Genomic DNA, 13,545 nt, shown 5'->3' on the forward strand with positions numbered 1-13,545 from the left:
GCAGGCGCTTTGATGTCCTGTGTTGACAGAAGGCGCGTTCCGCTACACTGTGATGAGACAGACCTGTCTCATCACTTGGTAGCCGCCATGACACCGTCGCCTCTCTCCGACAAACGCCAGCATGTCGTCGAAACGGCCTATGCGCTGTTCAAGCGCGCCGGCTTCCATGCCACCGGCATCGACCGGATAATCGCCGAGGCCGACGTGGCCAAGATGACGATGTATCGCCATTTCCCCAGCAAGGACGAGCTGATCGTCGAGGTGCTGGACTATCGCGCCAGGCGTTTTGACGACCAGCTCGACCAGCTCGCCCAGGAGGGCATCACGCCGGAGCAGAAAATCGCGAAGATTTTCGACTGGCATGGCCGCTGGTTCCGCAGGCCGGATTTTCATGGCTGCCTGTTTGCCCACGCCTTGGCCGAGTTCGGCGATCCCCAGCATCCGGTGTTCAAGGCCGTCGCCAGGCAGAAGAATGGCCTCAGGCAGCGCATGCGGTCGATCCTCGCGCAGGTGATGCCGCGCGGGCGGGCCGAGAGCGCGGCATCGACCCTCCTGATGCTGATCGAAGGCGCGACCCTGATGGCGCATATGGGGCAGGGGGATGCCGCCATCCGCGAAGCCCGCAAGGCCGCCCTGGACATCATCGCGGCCTCGCGCAGGCCGCAATGAGCCCGCTGGTCATAGGGCTGGCGCTGTTCGCGGCGATCCTTCACGCAAGCTGGAACGCCTTCCTGCGAACGGGCGCCGACAGGTTGTGGACCGTCACCGTCATGAGCTTCTCCAGCACCGCGCTTGCCATTCCCCTGGCAATCCTTAACGGTCTTCCAGCGACGGCCGCCTGGCCCTATGTCGGGCTCTCGGCCTGCCTCCAGGTCGGCTACAGCGTGTTCCTGGTGGCCGCCTACCGATATGGCGAACTGGGACAGGTCTATCCGATCGTTCGCGGCAGCGTGCCGCTGCTCGTCACGCTCGGCGGGTTCCTGCTGACCGGCCAGCATCTCACCGCTCCTGAGACCGTGGGCGTTGCCTTGGTCGGCGGCGGCATCATGGCTCTTTCGCTCGGGCGAGGAAGAGCCTCCACGACATCGATCCTCTATGCGCTGGCAACGGGGGCAATCATCGCCTCCTATGCGATGGTCGACGCGATCGGCGTTCGCGCCGCGGGCAATGTCGGCGCCTACACCGCCTGGGTCCTGCTGGCCTACGGCGCATTGCTGCCGGCGACCTTCGTCGCCTTTCGCGGCAGGCTCGCCGTCGACATGCGGGCACCGGAAACCTGGAAGGCACTGGGCGGCGGCCTGTTCGCACTTCTGGCCTATGGCGTCGTGGTGGCGGCCTTCGCGCTCGGGCCTGCCGGTCCGATCACCGCGATCCGCGAGACCAGCGTCGTCTTCGCGGCCTTCATCGGCCGGATGTTTCTCGGCGAAACGCTGACCCCTCGGCGGGTCGGCGCCTGCGCCGTCGTCGCGCTCGGCGCCATTTGTCTCGGCTATCAGTCGTGACGATAACGTACACCCGGTCGGTGTCGTCAGTGACAATTGTCGATCCTGATTTTTCTGATGCCTGCGGCGGCCGCATCGGCTAACCTGAACACCCGAGAGCAACATCACTTTCGGGAGTCCCATGGACCTTGCCACCATCCTTGCCTTCGCCGCCGCGTTCTTCGTGTTCGCCGCCAGTCCTGGCCCAGACAACATGACGATCGTCGCCCGCACGATCTCCAGCGGCGCCGCGTCGGGCGTTGCCTATGGTGCGGGCACCGTGGTCGGCATCCTCATCTTTCTGGTGCTCGCCGCCTTTGGCCTGTCGATAATCGCCACCAAGATGGCGTTCGTCATGACCGTCCTTCGGTATGGCGGCGCGGCCTATTTGATCTGGATGGGCATCAGGCTCTGGACGGCCGCGCCGGTGGTGCCGGAGCTGAAGCCTGTCTCCGGGCGGCGAGGGCTGTTGTCGATCTTCGCCACGGGTGTCGCCCTCAACCTCGGCAATCCGAAAATGCCATTGTTCTACGTGGCGCTGCTGCCGAACGTCGTCGGAACCGCGCTCACGTCAGCGCATCTCGGGATCCTGATCGCGGTGATCCTGGCTGTCGAAATCGTGGTGATCGGCGGACACGTCGTTCTCGCCGGCCGCGCTCGCAATCTGTTGCGCACGCCCAGGATCGTGCGCCGGGTCAACCGCGCGGCGGGCGGCGTGATGATCGGCGCCGGCGTCGCGGTTGTCGCCACGCGCTGAGGCAATTCCAGGCAAAGAGCTGGCGCGGCTCGTTGGTCCGGGACGGGGAACTCCACTATTTCCTGCGTCGCGCCGGCTCAGCCCCATCGATGAGCTTGCGAAGAAAAGCAATGTGACCACGAAAGGCCCGCCGACCGGCCGTCGTCGCGCTGATCCGTGTCCGCGGCCGACGTCCGACGAAAAGCTTTTCAATATCGACATAGCCAGCTCTGGCCAGCGTATCGAGATGCGCCCCGAGATTGCCGTCGGTGGCCTCGATCATGGTCTTCAACTGGGGGAACTCCAGTGCCTCGCGCCTTTCCAGCGTGTTGAGGACGGCCATGATCCTGAGCCGTGTACTCTGGTGGATAATGTCATCCGCGCTCATCGAGAGGCTCCAGTGCGACAAGCCTTGAGCTGTCGCCGCGTGACCCGGCAATCTCGGACAGAGGTGGCATCCCTTTTCCTTTGCACGGCCGAAATCGAAAGCACGATTCCATTCTTTGACAGAATACTCTGTCACGCAGAGTATTCTGTCAACCAGAAGGCAGGAGCTTGACGCCTGCTTGACAAGGTGATCTTCAGATTGTGTGTCGCATCGCGCTCGTGATCCGCGCGAACCGCTCGCCTGCAAAAGATGATCGCCTCGATGAGATGGCGGGTCATGATATTGACGGCCGAAGATCATGCGTGAAGCAGTTCGCTATTCTTCGGCGCTTGATGGCGGCCTCGCGTCGAGAATGCCGGCGTCAAATTGCTGGCGACGTCGGAAGACCAACAGCGGATTTTTCCGGTGATGAGTGTGATTGTGTGTCGATCGCAACCAAAATTTAAACTGAGAAAATCATACCATTGCTTCGCTGGCTAGCGAGACGCGAGTCAGATATGCATTGCGCGCCGAGGTCATTCACGGCCATCGGCATAACGTGAAGGGGCATGACATGGCTAAGCAGTCATCTAAAGCGCCGGCATCCAAGGCACTGGCATCCAAGGCACCGGCAAAGAAAGCACCCGCAAAAGCAGTCGCGGCGAAGGCCGCAACGGCAGTGAAGAAAGCAGCACCTGCCAAGGCGGCGGCAAAGCCGGCAGCCAAGGCAGCACCGGCCAAGAAGCCGGCGGCGGCCAAGGCTGTCGCGAAGCCGGCAGTGAAGAAGGCAGCGCCCGCGAAGGCGGCAGCGAAGCCGGCAGCGAAAGCCGCACCGGCCAAGAAGCCAGCGGCCAAGGCAGCGGCCAAGCCCGCGGCTAAGGCGGCGGCGAAGCCCGCTGCCAAGAAGGCGGCGCCCGCGAAAGCCGCGGCAAAGCCAGCCGCCAAAGCTGCCGCAAAGCCGGCCGCGAAAGCAGCGACCAAGCCAGCTGCGAAAGCAGCCGCCGCCGCGACCAAGCCGGCGGTGAAGAAGGCCCCGGCGCCGAAGGCAAAGGCAGCGCCTGCGAAGGCGAAGGCTCCGGCCAAGAAGTAGACGGATCGTCGGGGCGTCGCGTGTCCTTCGGGATCCGGCAAGGACGCTCTGGCGCTCTGGATCGGAGCAAATTCGGCAGCGGGTTCAGCCCTCGGGGCTGAGCATTGGGATCGGCCGAGGGGGCAAGCAAAGCGAGGCGCCGGTTGGCTGCCTCGCTCGCCCGCCTTGTTCTGTCCTTGCCGGGATCGGCGAAGGTTTCGGCGCGACGCCTGGCCCTTGTGAAGTGTGGGCACCGGTAAAGTGCGTATGCGAGGATTTGAATCCCGGCAGCTTGCTGTCGTGGCCTGCTGACATTTTACAGCATATCGGTTTGTAGGCTTCCAGTTTGGGCTTCTCGTGACGCCGGGCGGAAACCGCAACCGGTTTCTGGCTGCTGTTTTTTTATCCTGGCGATTGATCACAACCGCCCTGCGGTCGACACTGGATGTCCGCAAACAGGAACCCGATCATGCCGAAGCTGCTCTACGCATCCACCTCTCCCTACAGCTCCAAGGTAAGGATGGCCGCGGCCTATGCCGGGGTCGCCATCGATCTTGTGCCGATCAAGACCGAGGACAGACCGGCCGAACTGATCAACGCCAATCCGCTCGGCAAGATTCCCGTGCTGGTGCTCGACGATGGGCGCTCGATCTATGACAGCCGCGCCATCACCCAGCACCTCAACCGGATTTCGAAGAGCGCGTTGTTGCCGCGCAATCCCGACAAGCGGCTGGAAGCGGAAGTTCTGGAGGCGCTGGCTGACGGTATCTGCGATTGCGCGCTGTCGATGGTGTACGAACGCCGCACCCGTCCCGAAGAGATGGTCTATCAGCCCTGGCTCGACCGCCAGTGGGCCAAGATCACGTCCGCACTCGATCTGCTCAATGCCAATCCGCCCAAACTGCCGAAGAAGATCACGGCCGGCCAGATGGCGCTGCGCGCCACCCTTGGCTACCTGTCGCTGCGCTTCGGCGGGCAATGGGAAAAGGGCCGGGGCCGATTGACCCGCTGGGCCGCGCGCTTCGACGAGAAATTTCCGGAACTGAAGTCGGCGGTGCCGGCCTGAGAGATCGCACAAAGAAGCAGAGACCGCACAAAAAAGCCGGGCGCGAGGCCCGGCTTTTCGTGTCGTGGCTTGAACGACTTAGAACTTCATACCGACGCCGAAGGTGACGCGGTTGTCCGTCGCCTTGACCTTGCCGATACCGTCGAAGCTCTTCGAGCCGAAATCGGTGTAGCGATATTCGACGCGGCCGAACACGTTGTCGGTCAGCTTGATGTCGGTGCCGACGCCGGCCGTCCAGCCGAGCATGGTCGCCGTGTCGCTGCCAAAGGTGTCATCTTCCACCTTCTGGTGTTTGCCGGCGAGACCGCCGGTGCCATAGAGCAGGATTTCCGGGGTTACGGCGTAGCCGAGACGGGCACGCAGCGAGCCCTCGAAGCCGCCCTTGGAGTGGACACCGTTGTCGTCGCCCTTGACGCCGTTGTAGCCGAGTTCGGCTTCACCGCCGTACACGAAGTTCTCCTGCTGCCACTGATAGCCGCCGAAGACACTGCCGACGAAGCCCTTGGTGTCGGTTTCAAAGCCGGCATCCTTTTCCTTGGTACGGCCGCTGAAGCCGTAGCCGAGGTTGATACCGGCATAGGGACCGGCCCACGAGGCGACGGGCAGTTCGGCAACCGGAGCGGGTGCCGGCGGCTCTTCCGAAACGACGTCCGCAGCATAAGCGGTACCACCGAGGGCGAAGAGCCCGAGCGCAACAGCCAGCGGCCGTGCGAATTTGAGATTGGCTTGCATTGTTCTTTACTCCTTAAGCCACAGGACACAGGCTTGTTTCTCACGATCGCCATCAACCCGTCCGGGGGGTGAAACGGATCTGGCGTTCGTCGGTTCCAAATGTCGTGTCAAAATGCGGCTGAACCGAACCTGAACTTGGGTCATTCCCCGGCACGAATGAGGCAGAACCTTGACGTTGCATCTTCGCAACAGCGAAATGTCAGCAGCGAGATCATGCTGCGCCGCACACCGCTTGGTGCAAGGAGTCCAGCGTCCTATATTGCGGTCCGGCGGTTCCGCGTCCAAGAGGGCTCAGCCTGCCGGACTGGGCACTTCGCCACAATGCTGCCCCAGGTGCGAACGCCGTTTAACGCATGCCGGGCCATATTTCGCCGGCGTCGCGTTTTCGGGCCGAAATTGAGGATTGACAACAGATGAGCACAGCCGCTGCCGTGGCGCTGGTGACCGGTGGAGCGAAACGGATCGGCAAGGCGATCGTCGAGGACCTGGCCAGCCATGGTTTCGCGGTCGCCATCCATTCCAATCGCTCGCACGACGAGGCGGATGCATTGGCCGCGGGGATCAACCGGTCGGGCGGACGCGCCGCCGTGGTAGCGGCTGACCTGACCGACATGGATGCTGTTGGCCACCTCGTCGGCCAGGCGCAAGCGGCGCTCGGCCCAATCTCGCTGCTGGTCAACAACGCATCGCTTTTCGTCGATGATTCCGTCGAGGATTTCGACTGGCAGGCCTGGGATCGCCACTTTGCCATTCACGTGAAGACGCCGGCGCTGTTGGCGCAGAATTTCGCCCGCTCCTTGCCGCAAGGGCGTGAGGGGCTGATCGTCAACGTCATCGACCAGCGTGTCTGGCGGCCGACGCCGCGCTATTTTTCCTATGCGCTGTCCAAATCGGCGTTGTGGACCCAGACGCAGATGCTGGCGCAGGCGCTCGGGCCGCGCATTCGCGTCAACGCGATCGGGCCGGGTCCGACGCTGAAGAACGCGCGCCAGGACGATGCCGACTTTGATGCGCAGGTCGCCGGCCTGATCCTGAAACGCGGCCCGGAATTGCCGGAATTCGGCGCCACCATCCGCTATCTCTGGGAGGCGCGCTCGATCACCGGCCAGATGATCGCCCTCGATGGCGGCCAGCATCTTGCATGGCAGACGCCCGATGTGACAGGCATGACGGAATGAGTCCTTTGGATCACAAGAACAAGGCGCGCGGCGGCGCCGACGATCTTCCTCCCGAAATCGACCTCGAGGATGAGGCGATCGAGGAGATCGTCGAGCCCGCCGGCCCGGATGTCGCCTTCACGGCCATCGACTGGACGCCGCATGCCGGCGACGCCGAAGGCATGGTCGGCGCCGAGGTGATCCAGACACTGGTCAAGCGGCTGCCCAATGCGCCCGGCGTCTACCGGATGATGAACGCCGCCGGCGACGTGCTCTATGTCGGCAAGGCGCGCAGCCTGAAGAAGCGTGTCACAAACTACGCGCAAGGCAGATTCCACACCAATCGCATCGGGCGCATGGTGCGCGAGACGTCGACCATGGAGTTCGTCGTCACCCGCACCGAGATCGAGGCGCTGCTGCTCGAAGCCAATCTCATCAAGCGTTTGCGGCCGCGATTCAATGTGCTGATGCGGGACGACAAGTCGTTCCCCTATATTCTTCTGACCGGCGACCACGTCTCGCCCGGCATCTACAAGCACCGCGGCGCGCGCTCGCGCAAGGGCGACTATTTCGGCCCGTTTGCCTCGGCGGGCGCCGTTGGCCGCACCATCAATTCGCTGCAGCGCGCTTTCCTGCTCAGAAGCTGCACCAATTCCTTCTACGAGAACCGCACGCGGCCCTGCTTGCTCTACCAGATCAAGCGTTGCGCCGGTCCGTGCACCGGCGAAATCTCGCATCAGGGTTATGCCGAGCTGGTCGCCGAAGCGAAGGATTTTCTGTCCGGCCGCAGCCAGAAGGTGAAGACCGAGATTTCGGCCGCCATGCAGCAGGCTTCGCAAGATCTCGATTTCGAGCGCGCCGCCATCTATCGCGACCGGCTGGCGGCCTTGTCGCATGTGCAGAGCCATCAGGGCATCAACCCGGCGACCGTCGACGAGGCCGATGTCTTCGCCATCCATCAGGAAGGCGGCCAGGTCTGCATCCAGGTGTTCTTCTTCCGAACCGGCCAGAACTGGGGCAACCGCGCCTATTTCCCGAAGGCCGATCCGGCGCTGGAAGGATCGGAAGTGCTGGGCTCGTTCCTGGCGCAATTCTATGACGACAAGCCGACGCCGCGCGCCATCCTCTTGTCGCAGACCGTCGAGGACCAGGAACTGCTGGCCGAGGCGCTCTCGACCCGTGCCGGCCGCAAGGTGGCGATCTCGGTGCCGCAGCGCGGCGAGAAAAAGGACCTGACGGACAACGCCTTGCAGAATGCGCGTGAGGCGCTTGGCCGTCGGCTGGCCGAAACCTCGACGCAAGCCCGGCTGCTTGCCGGTTTCGCCGAGACCTTCGGCCTGGCCAAGCCGCCGGTGCGCATCGAAGTCTACGACAACTCGCACATCATGGGCACCAACGCGGTCGGCGCCATGGTCGTCGCGGGGCCGGAAGGCTTTGTGAAGAACCAGTACCGGAAATTTAACATCCGCTCGACGGAGATCACGCCGGGCGACGATTTCGGCATGATGCGCGAAGTAATGGAGCGGCGCTTTTCGCGATTGCTCAGGGAACATGGCAATGCTGCCCCCGACGACACGGCCCAAGGGGATCCAGGTGAGGATATCGAGGACGACATCTCCGGGAGCTTCCCTGCCTGGCCCGATGTCATCCTCATCGATGGTGGCCAGGGCCAGATGACGGCGGTGCGCAAGATCCTTTCCGATCTCGGCATCGAGGACCGCGTCGTCGCCATCGGTATCGCCAAGGGCCAGGACCGCGATGCTGGCCGCGAGCGCTTCTTCGTCAAGGGCAGGGACTCGTTCTCGCTCCCCGTGCGCGACCCCGTGCTCTATTTCGTCCAACGCCTGCGCGACGAGGTCCACCGCTTCGCCATCGGTTCGCATCGGGCGCGCCGCAAGAAGGAACTGGTCAAGAGCCCGCTCGACGAGATCGCCGGAATCGGTCCCGGCCGCAAACGGGCGCTGCTTCTGGCGTTCGGAACCGCCAAGGCGGTGAGCCGCGCCGCGGTCGAGGATCTGGTCAAGGTCGACGGTATTTCCGAGCAAGTGGCAAAACTGGTCTACAATCATTTCCATGAGAGCTGACGGTCAGGGTGCTATTTTCGTCTGGCCAATCGAATCTCGGCTGTTGACCCCCTACATCCGCTTCTGATTTGAGTACGCAGGCAGAAAGAGTCCACCAGATATGGCCCAGCGCGCGTTTAACCTGCCCAACATGCTCACCTACGCCCGCATCGTCGCGGTGCCGCTGGTGGTGCTGTGCTTTTTTCTCGAAGGGCACCTGAAATCGAGCGATTTCGCGCGTTGGTCGGCGCTGATCATCTTCCTGCTGGCCTCGATCACCGATTATCTCGACGGCTACCTGGCGCGGGCCTGGCAGCAGACGTCCAACATCGGCAAGATGCTCGATCCGATAGCCGACAAACTTCTGGTCGCAACCTGTCTCTTGCTGCTGGCCGCCGATACCGACCGCCATGCCGGCATAGCCGGGTGGTCGCTGTGGGCGGCGATCATCATCCTGTGCCGCGAGATCCTGGTTTCGGGTCTGCGTGAATACCTGGCGGCGCTGAAAGTGTCGGTCCCGGTGACGCAGCTTGCCAAATGGAAGACCGCTATCCAGATGGTGGCCATCGCCTTCCTGCTGGCAGGCCCTGCCGGTGACAAGATCTTCCCGCTGACCACGCAGACCGGACTCGTGCTCTTGTGGATCGCTGCCCTCGTGACGCTCTATACCGGCTACGACTATTTCCGCGCCGGCCTCAAGCACATCATGGACGAGTGAGATGACGACCCGTCTCATCTATTTCGCCTGGGTGCGCGAACGGATCGGCATGCCCGAGGAAAACGTGGAATTGCCCGCCGGCATCGAGACGGTCGCCGACCTCTTGCGCTGGCTGCAATCGCGCGGCGAAGGCTACCAGCACGCTCTGCAATATCCCGACGTGATCCGCGTTGCCATTAACCAGGAACATGTCGACCATCGCGAGAAGATATCGGGCGCGCGCGAGATCGCGCTGTTTCCGCCGATGACCGGGGGCTGACACTCATGTCGGCCGTCCTGGTGCCGACCGTGCGCATCCAGCGCCAGGATTTCGACGTCGCGGCCGAAATCGCCGGGCTGACGCAAGGCCGCGCCGACATCGGCGCGGTGGTCACCTTCTCCGGCCTGTGCCGCGACGAGCAGGGTGCGCTCTCGGCACTCGAGCTTGAGCATTATCCCGGCATGGCTGAAGCCGAGATCGGCCGCATCGCAACCGAAGCCACCGAGCGCTGGCCGCTGCAAGGTCTCACCGTCATCCACCGCCACGGCAAGATCGCGCCGGGGGACAACATCGTGCTGGTGGTCGCCGCTTCCGCGCACCGCCAGGCGGCGTTCGAGGCGGCGAACTTCCTCATGGACTACCTCAAGTCACGCGCGCCCTTCTGGAAGAAGGAACATCGCACCGACGGCTCCGAGGGCGGCTGGGTCGAAGCCAAGGAAACCGACGCCGAAGCGGCAAAGCGCTGGAAATCGCCCTCCGAATAAATCCCTGCCGCAGCCATGCATTGACCGCAATCCTTTGGCCAATTGCGTGAGGTTGATCAGCCTGGGGTTTGGCAGTCCGGGGCAAGGGAGATGGTCATGCTGGACAGGCTCGCGGAGTTCTTCGTCTTCGGTTTCGTGCCTCTGGTCGTCGGTATCCTGGCGGTGCCGGAGCTCTCCGTGGCCGCCGGAAAGACGGTGAGCGGCGAGGTGATCTATCGCGAGCGCATCGCCTTGCCACCCAGCGCCGTGCTTTCCGTCCAGCTTGCCGATGTCTCGCTCGCCGACGCGCCGGCCAAGATCATCGGCGAGCAAACCGTCAAGCCGGCCGGCCAGGTGCCGATCAGCTTCGAGATCAAATTCGACCCTTCGCTCATCGAGCCGAGGATGACCTATGCCTTGCAGGCTCGGATCGTCGTCGATGGCAGACTGATGTTCATCTCCGACATGCGCCATCAGGTCGATCCGCTGACCGACGCGCCCCAGACCGTCATGCTGAAGATGGTGGCACCGAACGCCGAGCCGGCGGCTTCTGTCTTTGATCAGGTCTGGCTGGTCGACTATGTCGACGGCGTTGGCACCATCGCCGCGCCGCAAGCGACCTTCAGGGTCAGCGAGGCTGGCAAGGCCGGCGGCAGCGGCCCCTGCAACACCTATTTCGCCACCGCCAAGGTCGATGGCCAGACCATCGCGATCAGCGATATAGGCTCGACCTACAAGGCTTGCGCGCCCGAGGTCATGGCCGAGGAAAAAGCGCTTTTCAGTGCGCTGGCCAAGGCTGCTTCATTCAATGTCGATGCCGGCAGGCTCGTCATCTCGGACAAGGACGGCCGCGAAATCCTGCGCTTCAGCGCCGCGAGCTGATTGCACTCAAGAAAAAGGCCGGCGAAACGCCGGCCTTTCGCATGGAGCGTTACGGTGTCGGCTCAGCCGACGATCTCGGTGTCCGAGAACCAGTACTTGATCTCCTGCGCGGCGGTCTCCGGCGCGTCCGAGCCGTGCACCGAGTTCTCGCCGATCGACAGCGCATGCACCTTGCGGATGGTGCCTTCGGCCGCGTTGGCCGGGTTGGTGGCGCCCATGACTTCGCGGTTCCTGGCGATGGCGTTCTCGCCTTCCAGCACCTGGACGATTGTCGGCGCCGACGACATAAACTCAACCAGCTCGCCGAAGAACGGACGGTCCTTGTGGACGGCGTAGAAGCCTTCCGCCTCGCGGCGGCTCATCCACACCCGGCGCGAGGCGATGACGCGCAGGCCGGCTTCTTCCAGCATCCTGGTGATGGCGCCGGTGAGGTTGCGCCGCGTAGCGTCCGGCTTGATCATGGAGAAGGTGCGTTCGAGCGCCATGGGTGGTCCTTGTCTGGATTTGAATTGAGAGTGGCGGGCTCTATACAAGCCGCCCGGCTGATTGCCAAGGGGTGAGGAGCGGTCCTGTCGTAAGCAGACGAGTTGTCCGGATTAGGTAGCAGATGAGTTGTCCGGTTTTATCAGCAGCCCGAATGGGCTGGGGAGCGAAAGCGAGCGTCGAACGGCCAGCGCTTCCGTGGCTGGTCGCTGAAGGCAGGCAGGATCAGATGGCTGTAAAGCAACGGATTGCTTGCTATAGTTGCCCGGTCGGCGCCGCGCTGAAGTCGGCCCGCATGGAGACAACATGACCATGACAGACGATCGTCAGGAGCGCATTCGCAACCGCGCACATCAGATCTGGCAGGAAGAAGGGCAACCGGCCGGACACCACGAACGCCATTGGCACCAGGCGGCGGCCGACGTCGATCGGGAGGACGCCGGTAGCCCGTCGACAGGCAAGAAACCAGCCAAGAAGGCAGCTGCCGTCGGCAAGGCAAAAGCCGCCCCCAAGGAAGAAAAGGCCGCCGCGAAAGCCAGCAAGCCGAAAGCCAGCAAGCCAAAGAAGTCGGCCAAGTAGCGACAGCTACCCGCCGCTGATTTTCGCAACAGGTCGAGGGGCGCTCAGGCTGCCTGACGGGCAGGGCCTGCGTTTGCGGCCGTCACGCCGCGGCGGAAACCTTTCGTGCCAGTCCGCCATGCAGGTCGAGGCAGCGGGCGAACCATTGCGCCGCCACGTCGCTGTCGTCGAGCAATTTGTAAGGCATGGCGATGCGTGCCCATTGCAGTGCGCCGAAAACGATATAGTCGGCAAACAGCGGCGAGGCGCCGCCGATAAACGGCTGATAGCTCAGCATGGAGCGGAGCGGCTCCAGCGCCGCCCGGAAGGTAGCCAGGCCGGCATCGCGTGCGGCGACGACGTCCTCCAGCCGCTTGCCGAGGCGCTGCTCCCGGCTCTTGCGGAAATACGAGGCGTTCTCTTCGTCTTGCATGGCGTGGAGGTCAACCACCGCCGCGGCGGTGACATAAGGGTGGATGGTCAATTGCGACCAGCGCTCGATGAAGCGCGCCATCGCCTTGCCGCCTTCGCCGCCAAACAGCGTCGGGCGATCCGGATAGGCCTCTTCGAGATAAAGCGCGATGGCGAAGGAATCGGCGACGACCTTGTCGCCGTCGCGGATCACCGGAACGGTTTTCGAGACGCCGCCCTCAACGGCCGGCACGTCGAGAAAACGCGTCGGCGCGGTCGAGATATCGAGCCCCTTGTGGGCCAGCGCCATTGTTGCCTTCCAGCAATGCGGACTGAACGGACGCGCCTCGTCACGGCCAACTAGATCATAGAGCAGAATGGTCATTGGCACGGGTTCCTTTGCGGTCTGGAGCAATTCCAGGAAAAGTGCGAGCGGTTTTCCCGGGAAAAGCGCGCAGCGCTTTCCCTTGGGAATTGCGTCAAAACAAACAGTTAGAGCAATTCACCGTTTCCGTGAAACGGTGAATTGCTCTAGGTATCGCTCCCGGCACCCGAAACAGGCGCGGCGGGAGAAAGATGAAACAGCACTTCATGATGTTTGCGGCCTACAATCAATGGGCCAATGGCCGCATCTACGATGCCGCCGACGATCTCAACGACGAGGAATTCAATCGCGACGTCGGTGCGTTCTTCGGCTCGCTGATGGGCACGCTCAACCACCTGCTCGCCGCCGATCGCATCTGGATGAAGCGCTTCACCGGCGAAGGCGCCGCGCCGACGACATTGGACGCTATATTGTACCGGGCCTTGCCTGTCCTGAGGACAGCGCGCGAGACCGAGGACCGGCGGATTATCGACTGGCTCGGAGGCTTGAGCGACAAGGCGCTGTCGGGTCGTTTCACCTACATGACCGTATCGGACATGCGCACCGTCTCGCAGCGCCTGGCGCCCGCGCTGGCCCATGTCTTCAACCACCAGACGCACCACCGAGGCCAGGCGCATATGATCCTGACGGTTCTCGGCCGCCCGTCCGTGCCGCTTGACCTGGCGCATTTCCAGCGCACCGAGGAAGGCCGGGCCTTCGCCTGATCCGGATGGT

17 protein-coding genes are annotated in these 13,545 nt (G+C 63.2%); 13 read left to right on the top strand and 4 right to left on the bottom strand.

All coding sequences use genetic code 11. From position 1 onward, the window contains the following. Positions 1 to 87: 87 nt before the first annotated feature. The 3 genes from LB564_RS22455 to LB564_RS22465 all read left to right on the top strand — a co-directional run bounded on the left by LB564_RS22455 (position 88) and on the right by LB564_RS22465 (position 2,238). A complete protein-coding gene (locus LB564_RS22455; RefSeq protein WP_224541053.1) occupies positions 88 to 669 on the top strand; it encodes a TetR/AcrR family transcriptional regulator in 582 nt (193 codons plus the stop codon). Further along, positions 666 to 1,502, top strand: a complete 837-nt coding sequence (locus LB564_RS22460) for a DMT family transporter (protein ID WP_224541054.1) — start codon at positions 666 to 668, stop codon at positions 1,500 to 1,502. The genes LB564_RS22455 and LB564_RS22460 overlap by 4 nt, the downstream gene beginning before the upstream one ends. A 121-nt stretch (positions 1,503 to 1,623) precedes the next feature. Further along, the gene (locus LB564_RS22465) at positions 1,624 to 2,238 is read left to right on the top strand and encodes a LysE family translocator (RefSeq protein ID WP_224541056.1); all 615 of its coding nucleotides are present in this window, start codon (positions 1,624 to 1,626) and stop codon (positions 2,236 to 2,238) included. Positions 2,239 to 2,293: 55 nt separating this feature from the next. Here LB564_RS22465 and LB564_RS22470 read toward each other — a convergent pair whose 3' ends face one another. Next, positions 2,294 to 2,605 (bottom strand): transcriptional regulator, encoded by a 312-nt coding sequence (locus tag LB564_RS22470; RefSeq protein WP_224541058.1) that lies wholly within the window; start codon positions 2,603 to 2,605, stop codon positions 2,294 to 2,296. A 658-nt stretch (positions 2,606 to 3,263) separates the two neighbouring features. Here LB564_RS22470 and LB564_RS22475 point away from each other — a divergent pair. After that, positions 3,264 to 3,674 (top strand): hypothetical protein, encoded by a 411-nt coding sequence (locus LB564_RS22475; protein ID WP_224541059.1) that lies wholly within the window; start codon positions 3,264 to 3,266, stop codon positions 3,672 to 3,674. 448 nt (positions 3,675 to 4,122) lie between these two features. Further along, positions 4,123 to 4,719 (top strand): glutathione S-transferase, encoded by a 597-nt coding sequence (locus LB564_RS22480; protein ID WP_224541061.1) that lies wholly within the window; start codon positions 4,123 to 4,125, stop codon positions 4,717 to 4,719. A gap of 78 nt (positions 4,720 to 4,797) precedes the next feature. On the opposite strand, the gene LB564_RS22485 is transcribed toward LB564_RS22480, so the two are convergent. Beyond that, positions 4,798 to 5,451, bottom strand: coding sequence for an outer membrane protein (locus LB564_RS22485; RefSeq protein WP_224541063.1), 654 nt, complete (start codon positions 5,449 to 5,451; stop codon positions 4,798 to 4,800). A 413-nt stretch (positions 5,452 to 5,864) separates the two neighbouring features. Here LB564_RS22485 and LB564_RS22490 point away from each other — a divergent pair, with 413 nt between their 5' ends. The 6 genes from LB564_RS22490 (at position 5,865) to LB564_RS22515 (ending at position 10,994) form a co-directional block, all read left to right on the top strand. Continuing rightward, positions 5,865 to 6,629 (top strand): SDR family oxidoreductase, encoded by a 765-nt coding sequence (locus LB564_RS22490; protein WP_224541066.1) that lies wholly within the window; start codon positions 5,865 to 5,867, stop codon positions 6,627 to 6,629. Further along, a complete protein-coding gene (gene uvrC, locus LB564_RS22495; RefSeq protein ID WP_224541068.1) occupies positions 6,626 to 8,692 on the top strand; it encodes an excinuclease ABC subunit UvrC in 2,067 nt (688 codons plus the stop codon). Before LB564_RS22490 ends, uvrC begins: the two co-directional genes overlap by 4 nt. 100 nt (positions 8,693 to 8,792) lie before the next feature. Beyond that, positions 8,793 to 9,389 carry a CDP-diacylglycerol--glycerol-3-phosphate 3-phosphatidyltransferase gene (gene pgsA / locus LB564_RS22500; protein ID WP_140710699.1) on the top strand — a complete coding sequence of 199 codons (597 nt, stop codon included), beginning with the start codon at positions 8,793 to 8,795 and terminating at the stop codon, positions 9,387 to 9,389. Position 9,390: 1 nt separating this feature from the next. Next, on the top strand, positions 9,391 to 9,648 hold the full coding sequence (moaD, locus tag LB564_RS22505; RefSeq protein WP_140710698.1) for a molybdopterin converting factor subunit 1: 258 nt from the start codon (positions 9,391 to 9,393) through the stop codon (positions 9,646 to 9,648). A gap of 5 nt (positions 9,649 to 9,653) precedes the next feature. Continuing rightward, the gene (locus LB564_RS22510; protein ID WP_224541070.1) at positions 9,654 to 10,133 is read left to right on the top strand and encodes a molybdenum cofactor biosynthesis protein MoaE; all 480 of its coding nucleotides are present in this window, start codon (positions 9,654 to 9,656) and stop codon (positions 10,131 to 10,133) included. A gap of 96 nt (positions 10,134 to 10,229) precedes the next feature. Next, complete coding sequence (locus LB564_RS22515; RefSeq protein ID WP_224541072.1) at positions 10,230 to 10,994, top strand: YbaY family lipoprotein; 765 nt, start codon at positions 10,230 to 10,232, stop codon at positions 10,992 to 10,994. Between the two features lie 62 nt (positions 10,995 to 11,056). Here LB564_RS22515 and ndk read toward each other — a convergent pair whose 3' ends face one another. Then, positions 11,057 to 11,479, bottom strand: coding sequence for a nucleoside-diphosphate kinase (gene ndk / locus LB564_RS22520; RefSeq protein WP_023701900.1), 423 nt, complete (start codon positions 11,477 to 11,479; stop codon positions 11,057 to 11,059). A 304-nt stretch (positions 11,480 to 11,783) separates the two neighbouring features. On the opposite strand from ndk, the gene LB564_RS22525 reads away from it, so the two are divergent. After that, the gene (locus LB564_RS22525; RefSeq protein ID WP_224541075.1) at positions 11,784 to 12,056 is read left to right on the top strand and encodes a DUF2934 domain-containing protein; all 273 of its coding nucleotides are present in this window, start codon (positions 11,784 to 11,786) and stop codon (positions 12,054 to 12,056) included. 82 nt (positions 12,057 to 12,138) lie between these two features. On the opposite strand, the gene LB564_RS22530 is transcribed toward LB564_RS22525, so the two are convergent. Next, entirely contained in the window at positions 12,139 to 12,831 is a 693-nt protein-coding gene (locus tag LB564_RS22530) for a glutathione S-transferase family protein (RefSeq protein ID WP_224541077.1), read from the bottom strand. A gap of 191 nt (positions 12,832 to 13,022) precedes the next feature. Here LB564_RS22530 and LB564_RS22535 point away from each other — a divergent pair, with 191 nt between their 5' ends. Continuing rightward, positions 13,023 to 13,535: a DinB family protein gene (locus LB564_RS22535; protein ID WP_224541079.1), complete on the top strand. Its 513-nt coding sequence runs from the start codon at positions 13,023 to 13,025 to the stop codon at positions 13,533 to 13,535. Positions 13,536 to 13,545 lie beyond the last annotated feature (10 nt).

The sequence above is a fragment of the Mesorhizobium sp. ES1-6 genome (genome assembly GCF_020164775.1).
GTDB lineage: Bacteria > Pseudomonadota > Alphaproteobacteria > Rhizobiales > Rhizobiaceae > Mesorhizobium.

Bases quoted from the DNA above. Each gene is read 5' to 3' on its own strand.
- LB564_RS22485 (WP_224541063.1), bottom strand. From the start codon at position 5,451: ATGCAAGCCAATCTCAAATTCGCACGGCCGCTGGCTGTTGCGCTCGGG.
- LB564_RS22515 (WP_224541072.1), top strand. From the start codon at position 10,230: ATGCTGGACAGGCTCGCGGAGTTCTTCGTCTTCGGTTTCGTGCCTCTG.
- LB564_RS22460 (WP_224541054.1), top strand. From the start codon at position 666: ATGAGCCCGCTGGTCATAGGGCTGGCGCTGTTCGCGGCGATCCTTCAC.
- LB564_RS22525 (WP_224541075.1), top strand. From the start codon at position 11,784: ATGACCATGACAGACGATCGTCAGGAGCGCATTCGCAACCGCGCACAT.
- LB564_RS22480 (WP_224541061.1), top strand. From the start codon at position 4,123: ATGCCGAAGCTGCTCTACGCATCCACCTCTCCCTACAGCTCCAAGGTA.
- LB564_RS22490 (WP_224541066.1), top strand. From the start codon at position 5,865: ATGAGCACAGCCGCTGCCGTGGCGCTGGTGACCGGTGGAGCGAAACGG.
- LB564_RS22470 (WP_224541058.1), bottom strand. From the start codon at position 2,605: ATGAGCGCGGATGACATTATCCACCAGAGTACACGGCTCAGGATCATG.
- ndk (WP_023701900.1), bottom strand. From the start codon at position 11,479: ATGGCGCTCGAACGCACCTTCTCCATGATCAAGCCGGACGCTACGCGG.
- LB564_RS22530 (WP_224541077.1), bottom strand. From the start codon at position 12,831: ATGACCATTCTGCTCTATGATCTAGTTGGCCGTGACGAGGCGCGTCCG.
- LB564_RS22465 (WP_224541056.1), top strand. From the start codon at position 1,624: ATGGACCTTGCCACCATCCTTGCCTTCGCCGCCGCGTTCTTCGTGTTC.
- LB564_RS22455 (WP_224541053.1), top strand. From the start codon at position 88: ATGACACCGTCGCCTCTCTCCGACAAACGCCAGCATGTCGTCGAAACG.
- pgsA (WP_140710699.1), top strand. From the start codon at position 8,793: ATGGCCCAGCGCGCGTTTAACCTGCCCAACATGCTCACCTACGCCCGC.
- uvrC (WP_224541068.1), top strand. From the start codon at position 6,626: ATGAGTCCTTTGGATCACAAGAACAAGGCGCGCGGCGGCGCCGACGAT.
- moaD (WP_140710698.1), top strand. From the start codon at position 9,391: ATGACGACCCGTCTCATCTATTTCGCCTGGGTGCGCGAACGGATCGGC.
- LB564_RS22535 (WP_224541079.1), top strand. From the start codon at position 13,023: ATGAAACAGCACTTCATGATGTTTGCGGCCTACAATCAATGGGCCAAT.
- LB564_RS22510 (WP_224541070.1), top strand. From the start codon at position 9,654: ATGTCGGCCGTCCTGGTGCCGACCGTGCGCATCCAGCGCCAGGATTTC.